11 protein-coding genes are annotated in these 15,530 nt (G+C 46.0%); 10 read left to right on the top strand and 1 reads right to left on the bottom strand.

Features of this window, described 5'->3' with window-relative positions; genetic code table 11:
• Positions 1-34: 34 nt before the first annotated feature.
• The 9 genes from M3629_RS07360 (at position 35) to M3629_RS07400 (ending at position 12,085) form a co-directional block, all read left to right on the top strand.
• Positions 35-3,097 carry a glycoside hydrolase family 2 protein gene (locus tag M3629_RS07360; protein ID WP_251503636.1) on the top strand — a complete coding sequence of 1,021 codons (3,063 nt, stop codon included), beginning with the start codon at positions 35-37 and terminating at the stop codon, positions 3,095-3,097.
• 14 nt (positions 3,098-3,111) lie between these two features.
• Entirely contained in the window at positions 3,112-5,829 is a 2,718-nt protein-coding gene (locus M3629_RS07365) for an alpha-L-rhamnosidase (RefSeq protein ID WP_251503638.1), read from the top strand.
• Between the two features lie 19 nt (positions 5,830-5,848).
• The gene (locus M3629_RS07370) at positions 5,849-7,642 is read left to right on the top strand and encodes an L-fucose isomerase (protein WP_251503641.1); all 1,794 of its coding nucleotides are present in this window, start codon (positions 5,849-5,851) and stop codon (positions 7,640-7,642) included.
• A 400-nt stretch (positions 7,643-8,042) separates the two neighbouring features.
• Positions 8,043-8,417 (top strand): response regulator transcription factor, encoded by a 375-nt coding sequence (locus M3629_RS07375; RefSeq protein WP_090915992.1) that lies wholly within the window; start codon positions 8,043-8,045, stop codon positions 8,415-8,417.
• The gene (locus tag M3629_RS07380) at positions 8,407-9,033 is read left to right on the top strand and encodes a chemotaxis protein CheC (RefSeq protein WP_154984037.1); all 627 of its coding nucleotides are present in this window, start codon (positions 8,407-8,409) and stop codon (positions 9,031-9,033) included. The genes M3629_RS07375 and M3629_RS07380 overlap by 11 nt, the downstream gene beginning before the upstream one ends.
• A 2-nt stretch (positions 9,034-9,035) precedes the next feature.
• On the top strand, positions 9,036-10,010 hold the full coding sequence (locus M3629_RS07385; RefSeq protein WP_251503645.1) for a sensor domain-containing protein: 975 nt from the start codon (positions 9,036-9,038) through the stop codon (positions 10,008-10,010).
• A gap of 223 nt (positions 10,011-10,233) precedes the next feature.
• Positions 10,234-10,665, top strand: coding sequence for a DUF3237 family protein (locus tag M3629_RS07390; RefSeq protein WP_251503647.1), 432 nt, complete (start codon positions 10,234-10,236; stop codon positions 10,663-10,665).
• A 416-nt stretch (positions 10,666-11,081) separates the two neighbouring features.
• On the top strand, positions 11,082-11,741 hold the full coding sequence (locus M3629_RS07395; RefSeq protein ID WP_251503650.1) for a TetR/AcrR family transcriptional regulator: 660 nt from the start codon (positions 11,082-11,084) through the stop codon (positions 11,739-11,741).
• Positions 11,738-12,085 (top strand): DUF4260 domain-containing protein, encoded by a 348-nt coding sequence (locus tag M3629_RS07400; protein ID WP_090916002.1) that lies wholly within the window; start codon positions 11,738-11,740, stop codon positions 12,083-12,085. Before M3629_RS07395 ends, M3629_RS07400 begins: the two co-directional genes overlap by 4 nt.
• A 164-nt stretch (positions 12,086-12,249) precedes the next feature.
• On the opposite strand, the gene M3629_RS07405 is transcribed toward M3629_RS07400, so the two are convergent.
• Positions 12,250-13,017: a sulfite exporter TauE/SafE family protein gene (locus M3629_RS07405; RefSeq protein ID WP_251503653.1), complete on the bottom strand. Its 768-nt coding sequence runs from the start codon at positions 13,015-13,017 to the stop codon at positions 12,250-12,252.
• Positions 13,018-13,215: 198 nt separating this feature from the next.
• Here M3629_RS07405 and nagZ point away from each other — a divergent pair, with 198 nt between their 5' ends.
• Positions 13,216-15,489, top strand: a complete 2,274-nt coding sequence (gene nagZ / locus M3629_RS07410) for a beta-N-acetylhexosaminidase (protein WP_251503656.1) — start codon at positions 13,216-13,218, stop codon at positions 15,487-15,489.
• Positions 15,490-15,530: the final 41 nt, after the last annotated feature.

Consider the following 15,530-nt stretch of genomic DNA (forward strand, 5'->3'; position numbering starts at 1 on the left):
GAAATTCACCGAGACTGAATGGAGTGTTAGCGTGATGACAAACATCTCATATTACCGTTCCGAGAAAGGAAAGCGTTATCTGGACGAAGTTCAGGATGAAGCTTATTCACGTTCTTCGCTTCACGGAGACGCTTGGGTGGACGCGGACAGTCGTATTCCAATTGTCCCTTTAACGCACGAAATGAAACCGGTGATGGATCACCAGGAGTCCGAACTAGTTTACTCAGCAGCAGCTCCCACATCCGATTCGCTGTTACTATCTGGCGTATGGCGTATGAAGGGCGGAGAAGCAGCTGATCCCGGTTCCCCGGCCCCTGCCACAGGATGGTTTGGACGAAAAGCTCTCCCTAGCGAAGGTATGCGAGAGCGTTGGTACGACCCTGAGCATCCTCGCAAGGACTGGCTTGAAATGCATGTTCCTGCAACAGTACAGCAAGCTTTATTGGATCTGGGGTTAATGGATGACCCGCACTGGAACACCAATTCAATTGATGAACTTGAACAGTATGGTTCACCTCAAGACATACCTGTCTGGTTCCGGCGAACACGTGTGGAGTGTACGGAGTGGTGGTTTGCTACCACATTTGAAGTACCGCAGGAGTGGGATGGAAGGCGGATTTCTCTGGAGTTTGACGGCATTGAATACTCCGGTACCGTATTTCTCAACGGTGTTTCGCTTGGTCATCATCAAGGCATGTTTGGCGGTCCGCATCATGACGTTACACATCTGGTTCGCTGGAATGAAGCCAATGTACTCGTTGTTCGAATTGATCCGGCACCTCAGAGCTGGAATGGTCTGATGAAACCAAGTCCAGGCTTTGGCTGGCATTATGGACACCTCATCTCCCTTGGCATCTGGAAAGATGTGCGCTTAACGAGCGAACCAGACCTTGCTTTACTTGATCCTTATGTCATAACAAAGTCTGTCACTCCAGGGGAGGCGCTGCTCCAGATTGAATTTACTGTAGATAACACCCTAGTTGAGCAAGTTTCTATAACCATTGAAGGTCTGATCCGGCTGAAAACCGAGAAGGCGTGCAGGGAGTCATCAAGTAAAAACGACCCAGTCGATAGTACGAAACAAGACTCTGTTCGCTGCGAGCAGAGCCGATTTACAGCTGTTATTACAGTACCCTATGGAAAAAGCAAATTCTGTACCGATGTCAGATTGAACAATCCACAAATCTGGTGGCCTTCAGGGTATGGGGATCAGTCTCTCTACGAGCTAGTGCTGCGAGCAGTCTCTACTGAACATACTGATCCAAAAGCGAATGATATGGCACATGAGTTAATCAGCACATTGAACTCAGCTTGGACAGCGGAATCAAAACCAGTTCATACAGGTGCAGTCTTTACTTCTTTCGCTATCCGTACGATTGAGATGAGACCCTTGGTAGATACCAGACCTGTAACAGACTATCGCTGGCAGTTCGTCATCAATGGAGAAGCGATCTTCATCAAAGGGGCAAATTGGTGCTGGCCGGATGTCATGCTCACACACAAGGAAGGGCAATATGAACGTTTACTAGAGCTAGCGCGGAGAGGCCATGTTCAGATGCTCCGGGCTTGGGGCGGTGGCATTGTGGAAAGTGATGAGTTCTATACCTTGTGTGATGAAAAAGGCATCATGGTGTATCAAGAGTTCCCCCTCTGTTGGGGGCCGCCTGATGCACCACTGACCGATCTAGGTGTGATTGATCGTCAGACGGTACTCTCCATTAAACGGCTACGGAACCATCCTTCATTGATTATGTGGGGCGGTGGCAACGAAAATGGTCCGCATGGCGGGGCAGACGAGGGTCTTTTTCTAGTCGGGAAGCGATGCCGCGAGTATGATCCATCACGTCCTTTTCATCGAACCGATCCTTGGGGAGGCAGTGCTCATAACTGGAATGTGTATCATGGCGGTGAATCGCTCGATCAAGCCACGTTAGAGTTGCCTTCCGTTTTTTACGGCGAATTCGGTATTCCAAGCCAGACGAATGTTTCCAGCTGTTTGCGATATATGCCGGAAGAAGCATTGTCTTCTTTTCCACCGACCGAGGAAAGCAGAGGATGGAAAGCTCATTTTCATCAGTTTAGCTTGAAAGATATCGTTAAAGTGATGCGGTATGCAGCGTATGGACCTATTCGCAATTGGCATGACTATATCACCTATTCGCAGACTGCACAGGGCGATGCCATACGGTTTACCGCTGATATCCAACGAGCAGGTACGGGGAAGAACAAGAGTGGATACTGGTATTACAAATTCACCGATTGCTTCCCGGGACACTCATGGGCAGTCGTCGATTACTATGGGACAGCTAAGCTTTCTTATTATCGTGCCAAGCAGGCTTGCCGTCCGCAAAATGCGTTTATCACAACCCACAAAATGGACGGATGGCAGCAGGGTGAAATGTTTCACGCTGATCTACATCTTGTCAATGATTCGCGTGAGATACTTACAGACGTCATGGTACAAGTCAGACTGTACAGCAGCCAATTAACCGAAATAATGACATGGGAGTACCCAGCTTTAACAGCGAATCCAGGACTAGCGTATTGCATAGATACGTTGGAAATCGAGCTGCCTGAAGCCTCATGCATTGATCCTTTTCTTATGGCGGTTACACTTCATGCCCACAATGGAAGTCTGATTTCTGATCAATGGTATTGGTTCAATGCCCAGCCGAAGACCGCGGAACTTCTCGCTTTTGAGAGAGAACACCGGCACGATGCCAACGAATACCAAGGTAAAGACGCTGAGCATGCATTCATGCTGTATGGGAGCCTTCCCAATGCACCGCTACGTGAACTTCCTTGTACTTCAATGGAAGCGTCTACTGTCTATACAGATGATAATAGCGGCGTGATTATTATCCGTAACATCGGGAGTATGCCTGCGATTCGGATAATGATTCACGATTTTCCCGAGGATTGGAGTTGCTATCTGGATGACAATGATTTTGGCCTTTTGCCGGGAGAAGAGAGACGCATTTCGTTTGAAATAGGATCTGAAATCCGGTTAAGTGGGATAACTGTGGGTGCCTGGAACGCCTCAAAAGTGACGATCATACATGAGAATTTTTTAGAGGAAAAACAGACGAATGGGTGAGGAGGCAGAAAAAAATGTCGGACGCATGGCTAGCCGAATGGATTACTCGCCAGACAAGTGCTATTGATGAGTGGACTTCTTATCAAGCAGAAGTGGTAATCGAGGTTGCAACAGGTGGTGCATCATTTTTGTTTGGTTATCAGAATGAGAACGATCACTGCGGGATTGAAATTCGGGAGAGCGAGCAACAAAAGACCGGGCACCCGGAACATACACAAGCTTCTTCAGATGGGAATCTATTTGTTGCTTACATTTTCCGCACGGAAGAAGGTGCGAAGCATGTGATAGGAAGCATCAAACTACCTTCATTCCTGTCGAAAGAGTTTACGAAAATATCGCTTAAAGTATGCACAGAAAACGGAGAATGGAAAGTCACGATAAATGAACAATTTTTTTGTCATTGCCAAGCAACAGAATATCACGGAACAGTCGGATTTCGGACAAAAGAAGGGCAAAAAGCGGTCTTTCGCGACCTGAAACTCACCGGAAGCGATGGACGTGTGCTGTACTCCAACCGTTTTTATGATCCGCTAACCACGCATTGTACAGCAGGTACGATTCATGCTTCAGGCAATGGACTGGTGTTGGAAGGACAAATGCTATCGGTTTGTGAGGCAGAGTTTCCAGTAGACAGTCCGCTGTTCCGCAAAACATTTAATATATCCACACCCCCGTTTGAAGCCAGACTACGCATCTATTCGATTGGCTGGTATGAGCTTCTTATTAATGGAAAGCGGGCGGACCGCCGTGTACTTGCTCCAGCCAATACACCTTATCATCGTAGAATGCTATATGACACATATGATGTGACTCCTATGTTGCAAGAAGGTGATAACGTACTGGGGGTTTGGTTGGGGAATGGATATCATTACAATTATTCGCGTTGGGGATGGAAATGGAATCGGGATAAGGCCCTTCTTCTGCAACTGGATCTACGCTTTGAGGATGGCAGCACAGAGACCATTATCTCAGACGAATCCTGGTCATCGGCACCAAGCCCGATTCTGTTCAATGATATTTATGACGGGGAGTCCTATGATGCACGCCTGCAGCACAGCGGATGGGATTGTCCCGGTTTTATCGAAGACAACAGCTGGACAAGAGCTGTAGCTGCAGAGCCGCCAAAAGGTGAACTCAAGGAAAATAAACAGCCTCCTATTCTGCCATTCGAATCGTTGCAGCCTATTGCTGTGTTTCATCCACGTCCTGGAGTGAATGTTTACGACTTTGGACAAAACATCGCAGGTTGGGTTCGTATTCGGATGAAAGGACGGGCAGGCCATGAGATACGGCTGCGATACAGCGAGCTTGTGGATGGACAAGGCAATATTGACTCTTGGACGAATCGGAATGCGAAGGCTACAGATACTTACATCCTCCGCGGTGATAATGAAGAATGTTACGAGCCACGTTTCACATATCATGGATTTCGGTATGTAGAAGTCTGTGCCGGATCAAGCTGGATTTCCATTCAGGCTGTTCCGATCCATGCCGCAGTTGAACCGACAGGCACATTTGAATGTTCGGATGAACTGCTTAATCAGCTTTACAGCAACATTCGTTGGTCTTACCTTAACAATCTGGTGAGCATTCCAACGGACTGTTGCCAGCGTGACGAGCGAACACCTTGCCTGATGGATTCCGCTGTCGTTGAGGAATCAGGAATGCACCATTTTGATATGCAGAGCTATTATCGTAAATGGCTTGAAGATATTGAAGACAGCCAGACGAATCCCGACTGGAGTGGAGACAAGGTTTCTCTCCCATGGCATCTTTATCAACATTACAACGATCTGGATGTACTGCGCCAAAGTTATCCTTCCATGAAGACATATATCGATCATCTACATGAGAAATGGCCTGAACATGAAGTGAAGGATGGGTTTGGGGATTGGTGCCCTCCGAATGAAGATGGTTGGGAAAATTACTTTCATGAAGTTGAATTAGTCAATATCAGTGTCTACTACAGGATTACTTCCATGGTTGCCGAATCGGCAGGCATTTTGGGAAAACCCGCAGACCATGAATGTTACAGCCAATTGGCCGATGACATTAACCGTACCTTTCAACGCCGCTTTCATACAGGAGACGGGGTCTATGCCGGTGGTTCACAGACGGCTCAGCTTTTGCCGCTTGCTTATGGAATGGTGCCTGTCAAACAACGTGCTCCCGCCGCAGAACGGCTTGTGCAGGCTATTGCCGAAAAAGGAGGACATCTTCACACAGGTATTTACGGGACGAGATACCTGTTAGATGTACTTGCTGATCACGGGTATATCGATATCGCATATGAGCTTCTAACCAAAAAGGAATACCCAGGCTTCGTCTATCAGATTGCACAAGGAGCAACTACACTTTGGGAGCAGTGGAGCGAGAAAGGGGGGATGCATTCTCATGATCACGCCATGTTTGGGGGTATCAGTGTTTCTTTTTACACACGACTTGCAGGAATTAGAGCGGATTCACCAGGATACGAAAAAATATGGATCGAACCCTGCATTCCTTCCAAGCTGGCCCAGGTTAGTGCATCAATCCGAACTGCACACGGAAGAATCACTACAGCTTGGAAAAAAGATCAAGCAGGACTGCGCATCGACGTTGAAATTCCCGAGAATACCTCAGCTACACTAGTCATGCCTTCTGCTATTGTTGCAGCAGCGAAACTTCCCCGTGTTCAAGAGCTGAAGCCAGGTCGACACAGCTTTACTTTTCCTGTTGAGACAGTGCGATAAAATTAAAGGAGGGTTCGTGATGAATGAAGATGATTCACATCGTTATGAAGGAGGCTTTCCCAAAATCGGTATTCGTCCGATCGTGGACCGCCGTAAACTTGTAAAGGAAGCCTTGGCAGAAAGCACGATGGAACTTGCGCGTGAAGCCGCCGCTGAAATTACAGCCGTTCTTCGTTATCCGAATGGATCTCCGGTAGAGGTTGTTATCTTTGAGCCATGCATCTCCGGTATAACAGAAGCCGCACGATGTGCCGAGCAATTCCGCAAGGAAGGTGTCGGTGTGCTGCTCACCGTAGCTAGTGGCTGGTGTTATCCTTTAGAAACGATAGAGACAGACCCTACGCTGCCGCATGCAGTCTGGGGATTTAACGGCACGGAGCGCCCCGGTGCAGTCTATCTGGCTGCGCTTCACGCAGCGCATAACCAGAAAGGATTGCCCCTCTTTAAAATTTATGGCAGACATATTCAGGATCAGAACGAATGCAAGTTGCCTGAGGATGTTCGGGATCAGTTAATTCGTTTTACCCGTGCAGCTATGGCGGTGGCGTTGCTTCGAGGCAAATCATATCTGTCCATCGGCTCTGTCTCGATGGGAATTGCAGGCTGCATTGTTGATGAAAATTTCTATCAGCGCTATCTGGGTATGAGAAATGCGTACGTGGATATGACGGAGGTTAACCGCAGACTCCAACAGCATATCTATGATCAGGAAGAATTTCAGAATGCTCTGGCTTGGGTAACACGCTATTGCCAGGAAGGAACTGATCCTAATCCTGAATCTGTTCGAATTAGTCCACAGGACAAATCAAAAACGTGGGAAACCTCGATTCGCATGGCGATAATTGTACGAGATTTAATGATAGGCAATCCCAAACTTGCTGTAATGGGACATGAGGAAGAAGCTTACGGTTATAACGCCATTGCTTCAGGTTTTCAGGGACAGCGGGAATGGACAGATTATCAGTCAAGTGCGGATGTGCTTGAAGCCGTTCTATGCAGTTCTTTTGACTGGAATGGCATACGGGAGCCTTACATGGTCGCCACAGAGAACGACAATTTAAACGCAGTCACGATGTTACTCAATCATTATGTATCACACACCGCTCAAATATTTGCAGATGTTCGTGCCTATTGGAGTCCCGAAGCTGTAGAACGGGTTACCGGATGGCAGCCTGAGGGCCTTGCAGCATCAGGTTTTATACATCTGATTAATTCTGGACCTGCTTCACTGGATGGAACAGGGGAGCAGCAACGTGACGGCAAACCAGTAATGAAACCGCATTGGGAGATTGAAGAGCAGGAGGTTCAAGCCTGTCTGGATGCTGTCCGTTGGAGACCCACTTATATGGATCAATTTGCCGGAGGCGGATATTCAACAGATTATACGACAAGAGGAGGCATGCCTGTGACGATGGCGCGCATCAACCTCGTTGCAGGAGTCGGTCCTGTGCTTCAGCTAGCTGAAGGTTACACTGTGGAATTACCGGATGAAGTACATGAACAGTTGGATATGCGAACAACACCAACATGGCCTACGACATGGTTTGTGCCGAAGTTAGTAGAGGATGATCCGGTATTCAGAGATGTGTACAGCGTTATGGCAGCCTGGGGTTCAAACCACTGTGCGGTTAGTTATGGTCATATCGGAGCTGATTTAATTACCTTGGCGAGCATATTGCGCATTCCAGTTAACATGCACAACATTGATGACAAGCTTATTTTCCGCCCCAGTGCCTGGTCTGCGTTTGGAACCAAAGACTTGGAGAATGCGGATTACCGAGCTTGCGCTGCATATGGTCCGCTATATCGCTGACTTGCTATATGATTTGGTTAATATGAAAAGGACGAAGCAGGATATCATTGAAATGTGAGTTGGCATTTCATGATTTGCTTCGTCCTTTTACATGTTTACAGGAATTTTAGCGTCCGCCGGTATTGGAATCCCAAACAGGATTATATTTCCATGGAACTTATCGCTTTGCGTATCCTTGGGATTTCCCTTCCATTGACAAATGAATACGTTTTAATTTATTTTTAAATATTGTTGACAATCTATTTTTCTAGTAACTATAATTTATATTGTTTTGCCTAATTTATTCGTCAGTCACTTTTAAGGGGTTCCACCTGTGCGCGAAGCTCCTTCACAAGAAACTGTCTACAGCGCCTGATATCTTTGCGCCCTTAAAACTTTATCAAGGAGACTGAGTAGAATCATGAAAGTATTAATTGTGGAAGACTCGATTTTTGTGCAGAAATTGATGAGCAAGTTGATTAGTGATCATATTCCGGATTGCGAAATTCGAACGGCCACCAACGGAGAAGACGGTTACCAACTCTATCAAGATTACAAACCTGATTTGATAACAACAGATCTTTTGATGCCAGGACTGAATGGTCAGGATATGTTGCGTTTGATTCGAGAGAATGATCAGAATGTCAAAATTATTATTTTGTCTGCCGATATTCAGAAGGCTACCCGTGAGGAAGTGGAGGAGCTGGGCATTTCAGGATTCCTGAATAAACCTTTAACTGCAGAAAGAGCAGGTACATTGCTCCAAATGATTCAGGTGGCACGTTATGCTGAATGAGCTACAAAAAGATCTGCTTACTGAACTTGTCAATGTTTACGTCGGACAAGCTGCTAATATGTTATCGGAAATTGTAGACAAACATATTGTACTCAATATCCCCGAGGTTGAGCTAATCTCCATTAAAGAAGTAGACCCCGAGGATCGCAGGTACAACATTTTATTTGCGGAAGGCCATCTCTTTCGGTCATCGTTGCAGTTCGGGTATCAGTTCCAAGGCAAAGCTTTCCTGATGTTTCCTGCCGAGCAGGCAAAAGTGTTAGCGAATATGTGTCTCGGAGAATTGACAGAGAACGTGGATGCAAACGATTCTCTATTAATGGACACGGATCTCGATGTGTTGCAGGAAATCAGCAATGTGCTGCTCAATGCCATTATTGGCGAATTCGGAAATTTTCTCGAAATAAAGCTGGAGTATGTACTGCCTGATATTGAGCTGCTTCATGTTACACGAACTGACCCGCAAATTTTGCTTCAGAATGAAGTGTACATATTGGTGTTGCATACCTCCTTTTTGCTTGCGGATACAGATATAAAAGGAATTATCGTTATTGCATTGAGCATGGATTCCATCTCCAGTCTGCTGGATAAGATAAATGCTCTACTGGGAGGATAACCATGGATAATCTCATTGTACAGGCGCTGAACAAAACCAAAATGGGCATTATGATTGTCGACAAACAATTGAAAATTCTCGTGTGGAATGGCTGGTTGGAACGTTTAACAGGTATGCTCGCTGGAGACGTGCTGGGTAAAAACCTGCTCGAGATTTGCCCCAGATTCAAGGCTAATATGTATATGAACATCATACAAAATGCGCTGTATCACGGGCAGAGCAGGTTCTGCTCCAGCGCTTTACATAAATCTTTTGTCCTTCCGAAGGATGGAGGAGATGAGAGTTTTTACAGACAGAATCTGCATGTTGAACCCCTTTATGAAAATGATCACAGTTATGCACTGCTACAGATTAGCGACACAACCAATACGAGCACTCGCGTGTACAAACTCAAAAACCTGATTAAGGAACTGGATACGGAGTATACCAAGATCAAAGTTTCCGAGAAAATCAGCAAACATCTTTCATTGCATGATTCCTTGACAGGTCTTCCTAATCGTTTAGCCTTTAAAGATCGTCTTGCATGGGCTGTCAGCAATGCGCTAAGAAGTGAGTCGCGGTTTGCAGTAATGTATATCGATACGGACGGGTTCAAACAGATTAATGATACCTATGGTCACGATATAGGTGATCAGGTGTTAATGGAAGTTTCCCGTCGATTGAAGGGCAATATTCGTAGTACGGATTGCGTAGCAAGACTGGGAGGTGACGAATTCAGCATTATCCTGAACCAGCTTAAGGATGACAATGATGCGGAGATCGTTGCCAAAAATCTCACGAATGCGTTTGAAGCGCCGATTCATGTGAATGCCATTGAGATCCATCTATCTGCCAGTATTGGCATCAGTTTGTTTCCCAAGCATGGACAAGATCCAACGGAACTTCTCAAACTTGCGGATATGGCCATGTACAGAATCAAGAAAAATGGAAAGTGTGGTTATGCCTTCTTTCATCCTGAGCTGGATCAAGTCTGGTAATATATTGTTCGTTTATAAGCATCTACTTCCCATCCTTATAAAATCTATGCTCGACTTCTCAAAGTTGCTATTCTGGCAACTTTTTTTGTTAGGCTTCATAGAGAAGCTGTTCATTAGCTCGCTTGTTAGCAGGAGTCCTTAAATAACTGACGAAGTGAAGAAAGGTAGGGTCGATACATGGGTAGAATCACGAAATAACAGACAGAGAGGATGACAATGATTGATGACGAAGCTAGAGATAGAAGAGTTGTTTACTGTGCACGTTAGGATTGAAAATTCAATTGAGCTAAAGAGCGCAGAGGGAGACTCAGTAGTGATGATTACGTTTACTGGACATGTCACCGGAACCTGTTTCGAAGGCTTCGTTCGTGAGGGAGGCGTGGATACACAAATTATTGGAAAAGCGGGAGGACGTCACAGCTTGTCAGCCAGATATATGTTACAGGGACAAGATTATACGGGGCAAGCTTGTGAGATGTACATCGAAAATAATGGGTATATCGGAGAAGTGAAGGGTGACATGTTGTTTCGCACCTCTCCTCGCATTATAACCAACAGTCAGGCACTATCCAATCTGAACGTGGATGCGCTTATTGGTGAGGGTTATCCGGCGGAGGGCGGTGTAGATATTAAGATTTTCAAGGTGAAGTCATAAGTTAGCGAAGGGATCAGAGGTGTGTCAAAGCATCTTTCAAAATTGGATGAGACACTTTATATCTCGAAAGCGTTGTTATGGCAAACAACGCTTTCTTCATGTTTAACAGCATGTATTCACGGAAGTAACCCGTGTTAATAAAGTTTTTTTTCTTATCGTTTCAATATTCTCCGAATCAGCATAATCACTAGAATCAGAAAGACTATTGCAAATAACATACCTGGAAATCCCACACTGCTCATCATTTAAAACCTCCTAAAATAAACCATTAATATAACGTCTATAGTATAACATATTCATTTGGAAGCAACATACAATTTGAAATGTCAAAAAATATGTTGACTGTTCGACCAAACAGTTTTAAGATAAGGACATAAATTGACTGTTCAACCAAACAGTATTGGAGTTGAAACCAAATGTCTAAGCAACAATCCGAAAATCAAGATGAGCGCAGAAACGCCATTTTACAAGCGGCCTTTACATTGTTCGGTCAGGTAGGCTATTCCAAAGCTACCATGAAGGAAATTGCGGCTAAAGCCGGGGTGGCACAGGGATTGATCGGCTACCATTTTAATACGAAGGAAACACTTCTGGTGGAAGTTGTGCGGGAATGGATGATTAACCGCGGGATGAAGGAAGCACTGCAACAATTGGATATGTCAGCACAACCTGCAGCATTGCTCCAGCAAGCGTTACAACACGTCGTTGAATTTCGTAAAACAAACCCAGAGTGGTTTACATTGTTAATCAGCCTCTGGACGGAAAGTGTCAGTAATGAGAAACTCGCGCACGAGTTAATAAAGCTCTATCAAGAGATGAAATCGGGTATTCGATTAATCATTGATCGGTTGGATCTGCCTCTGGACGAAGGTGAAAAAGAAACCTTCGCAGTCTTAATTCAAGCTGTGTTCGACGGATTAACGTTACAATCCCCTGTATTGCTGTCCGCCCAGCCGCTCTCACACGAACAGGTATCCCGGGGCATCGGGTGGATGCTGAGCGGAATAAAATCTCCCAATGGAGAACATGAGAATCAAAATAAATTACATTCAAACAAAGGAGATCAAACCAAATGACTAGATTATGGATTCGATTAGAAGGGTTGCTGGTGCTCGCAGCAGCGACAACGTTATACTTTTATAATGATTATTCCTGGTGGCTCTTCCTGCTGTTGCTTCTCGTCCCGGATGTGTTCATGATTGGCTACGTAGCTAACAATAAACTGGGAGCACTAATCTACAATGTGGGACATACGTACATTATTCCTATGGTATTTTTGGCAGCGGGTTACGTGTTGAAAATGGACGTTCTGACGTTGATCAGCTTCATCTGGATCGCTCACATTGGTATGGATCGCATGTTTGGTTTTGGTTTGAAATATGAAACGGAGTTTAAGGATACCCATCTCCAGCGCGTATAATCTAATAGGGTATCTATGATAGATTAGTATTTTTACTTTAAAAATAGACACCCGAAAAAGGATGTCTCTCACATCATTGAGATGTTAGGGGACATCCCTTTTTAATTGAACAATGAACTTCCTCGTTACATCTAGCACCCCTTACACAGAACGCTTCAAGAAAGTCACAGCCATAATATAGTTGCTCCAATCATCGGGGTCACGACCATACTCACTTTCAGCCATAGTGCGGGTACACGTTTCGTGAATTTTGCTCCAACGTAAGACCCGGTCATTGTGCCGATTACAACCAGCAATAACAATTGTAAATCCAGATAACCAATTCTCATATATCCGGCTCCACCCGCCAAGGCTATGGGAATGATGACCAACATCGTTGTTCCAGCAGCATATCTCATAGGCATATTTAACAACAGCATGAGCCCTAATTGGATAAAGGGTGTGGAGCCAATACCGAATAGTCCGGATAACATTCCTGTAACTACCCCAATGAGTAACGTATATGCCCAGTAACGCAGACCGTCTCCAAGTATAACAGTCTGTAACTCAGAACCAGCAGGACGCCTTGAAACAAGAATCAAGCGAAGCCACAGCGCGAGCCCTGATGCAAAAAGCATGAATGAAGTCAGCATGCCAAGCCGATCCTCTGGAATATAGGATGACCATCCTGAGCTGACCCAGGCTCCTGCTGCCCCTGCCAGACCCACGATCACACCGGTTTTGAGCACTGCATTTCCCTCTCGGTAATGACTGATTGAACCGGAGAGCGAGGAGAAAAACATCGCTGCAAGCGCCGTTCCGAGAGCAACATGAATGGGGTATCCGAATGCAACCGTCAGGATCGAGATAATGAAACCGGAACCGCCTGCGCCAACAAAACCAAGAAGGAGACCTAGCAGAAACATAACAAGCACAATATTTATCATTAACATGAAACGACTCCAAACTCTTATTCCTCCGAAAACCATATCAGACGTTTTCTTGACGAATAGTAATATGCATTCAATTATATCATGCATGATCAGTGCTCTCTACTTGTGAGAAGTGCTTAAGACCATAAGAGCAACAAAAGCGGATAATCCGCGTCTAACCCTTCATGAACAAGCCAATCGAGCAGGGAGTGAAATGAAGTGCGTTTAACGTATAAAACCATTATAGCCGCAGCTTTCGGTTCCATGTTGATCTGGGCGGGCAGTGCCAACGCGGAAACCACCTTTGTTGACCTCCAGCATACGCAATGGGCCAAAGATGGTATTCAGTATATGGCTAAAAGAGGTACAGTCGCAGGTTACGGCAATGGCAAGTTCCAGCCGCAGACATCCGTAACCCGAGGACAGGCCATTACCTTCTTGGTGCGTGAACTTTATCCGGATCAGCTTGAACAACCAGTGGAAAAGCTGAAGTACACGGATGTGCCGAACACGCATCCTTTTTACCGTGAGATCGCGATCGCTGAGCAGCATGGGCTGGCTGGTGGATTTCCAGATGGCTCGTTTCGACCCAATATACCGATTAGTCGGGCCGAAACAGCAGCTTTTTTGACGCGCGCTTATCCGCTTCAACAAGGGACTCTGACCGCTCAGTGGAGCGATGCAGAGAAACATTGGGGTGCAGCGCCGATCCAGATCATGAGTTCAAACGGACTGGTTGGAGGTTATCCCGATGGGACGTACCAACCGGATCGGACGGTGACACGAGCGGAATATGCTGTATTTATGGCGCGTGTCATTCAGTTTGAACGTGAAGCGGCGATTCAGGCGAAGGATTGGGACAAGCTCATTTCGTATATGACGGTTAGCGAGCAGGTAGGCCAGATGCTTATGCCGGATATCAGGCAATGGAACGGAAAAGCGACAACGACTGTAAACGAAGGAGTGAAACGTAACCTTCAAGATCAGCATGTGGGCGGACTTATCCTTTTTGAAAAAAATACCGTGGATGCACAGCAAGTTACAACGTTTACGCATCAAATCCAAAACCAGACTGGCGATATCCCGCTATTTATTGGCATCGATCAGGAGGGAGGGGTGATCCGCCGTATTCCTGGCGGCACGAATCTCCCTGGACAAATGGCGCTAGGCGCAACGGGTGATCTGGCACTAGCAGAAGCAGCCGGACGACTGACGGGAGAAGAGTTAAAAGCACTTGGGGTCCAGGTTAATTTTGCGCCTGTGCTTGATGTGAACAGCAATCCAGACAATCCTATTATCGGTATGCGATCCTTTAGCTCAAATGCGGATCTGGTTACCCAGCTCGGTCTAGCTATGATCAAGGGACTGCACCAGTCGGGTGTTATCGCAGGCGTGAAGCATTTTCCAGGGCATGGGGATACATCCGTTGACTCTCACCTGGGATTGCCTGTGCTTACACATGGACATGAGCGACTGGACGCGGTGGAGTTAAAACCGTTCAAGGCGGCCATGAAGGAAGGTGTCGATATGATAATGACGGCACATATTGCCTTTCCGGCGATAGATAACGAGCAAGTAACCTCACGCAAGGACGGTACACCGGTTCCGCTTCCAGCTACACTATCTCGTAAGGTGTTAACCGGCTTGCTTCGTGAAGAGTTGCAGTATAAAGGTCTGATTATATCCGATGCTTTCACGATGAAGGGGATTAGTGAGCATTTTGGTGAAACGGAAGCCGTTAGACGTGCTGCCGCAGCAGGAGTAGACATCATACTCATGCCACAAGACGTATCCACTGCACATCAGGCACTGATTCAAGCTGTGAATAACGGAACACTTTCTAAAGAACGGGTGCATGAGGCTGTAAAACGTATTTTGACGGTGAAATCGAAATATCATCTGTTTGAGTCTGGTCCATCTCTGACACAAAAGTTAAATAAGTTGAAAAGCATCATCGGATCTGATGCTCACCTTCAGGTGGAGCGTAGCATTGCGGAGCGGGCGGTTACTGTTTTGGCTGGAGCGGACGGCAAGAGCGTAGAGACAATTCGAGCCAGTGATCGAGTCGTCATCGTGGCTTCTGATGCCGATCAGGCTGAGCAGTTGCAAAAACAACTCAAGCAAACCGCTGGTAATGCTTCCATTGAAACGGTGACGGTTGTTTTGAATTCGAATAATATGAAAACAGTGCTCCAGACCGTAAACAAGGCCGACTATCTTCTTATGGCTTCGTATCAATTCCGCAACGTAGCAAGTCAGTTTCGTTGGGAAGAGATGCAGTTATTCATCAACGAACTGAACCAACGCCAAGTGCGTTATACGTTGCTGTCTCTTGGCAATCCCTATGAGATGCTTCATTTGCACAATGTACGTTCAGCCCTTGCTGTGTATGGTAAACAGGAGCCCAACACGCTAGCTGCTATCAAGGTACTGCTAGGAAAACTTGAGGCAAAAGGCAAACTTCCAATCGATTCCGGACAGTCCGGCGAATAAACCGAATCGGATCACATTAGAAAAGATCAAGTTTCAATTTT

The organism is Paenibacillus polysaccharolyticus (assembly GCF_023714295.1).
GTDB classification, from domain to species: Bacteria; Bacillota; Bacilli; order Paenibacillales; family Paenibacillaceae; genus Paenibacillus; species Paenibacillus polysaccharolyticus_A.

Bases quoted from the DNA above. Each gene is read 5' to 3' on its own strand.
- M3629_RS07365 (WP_251503638.1), top strand. From the start codon at position 3,112: ATGTCGGACGCATGGCTAGCCGAATGGATTACTCGCCAGACAAGTGCT.
- M3629_RS07380 (WP_154984037.1), top strand. From the start codon at position 8,407: ATGCTGAATGAGCTACAAAAAGATCTGCTTACTGAACTTGTCAATGTT.
- M3629_RS07400 (WP_090916002.1), top strand. From the start codon at position 11,738: ATGACTAGATTATGGATTCGATTAGAAGGGTTGCTGGTGCTCGCAGCA.
- M3629_RS07390 (WP_251503647.1), top strand. From the start codon at position 10,234: ATGACGAAGCTAGAGATAGAAGAGTTGTTTACTGTGCACGTTAGGATT.
- M3629_RS07360 (WP_251503636.1), top strand. From the start codon at position 35: ATGACAAACATCTCATATTACCGTTCCGAGAAAGGAAAGCGTTATCTG.
- M3629_RS07375 (WP_090915992.1), top strand. From the start codon at position 8,043: ATGAAAGTATTAATTGTGGAAGACTCGATTTTTGTGCAGAAATTGATG.
- M3629_RS07370 (WP_251503641.1), top strand. From the start codon at position 5,849: ATGAATGAAGATGATTCACATCGTTATGAAGGAGGCTTTCCCAAAATC.
- M3629_RS07405 (WP_251503653.1), bottom strand. From the start codon at position 13,017: ATGTTAATGATAAATATTGTGCTTGTTATGTTTCTGCTAGGTCTCCTT.
- M3629_RS07395 (WP_251503650.1), top strand. From the start codon at position 11,082: ATGTCTAAGCAACAATCCGAAAATCAAGATGAGCGCAGAAACGCCATT.
- M3629_RS07385 (WP_251503645.1), top strand. From the start codon at position 9,036: ATGGATAATCTCATTGTACAGGCGCTGAACAAAACCAAAATGGGCATT.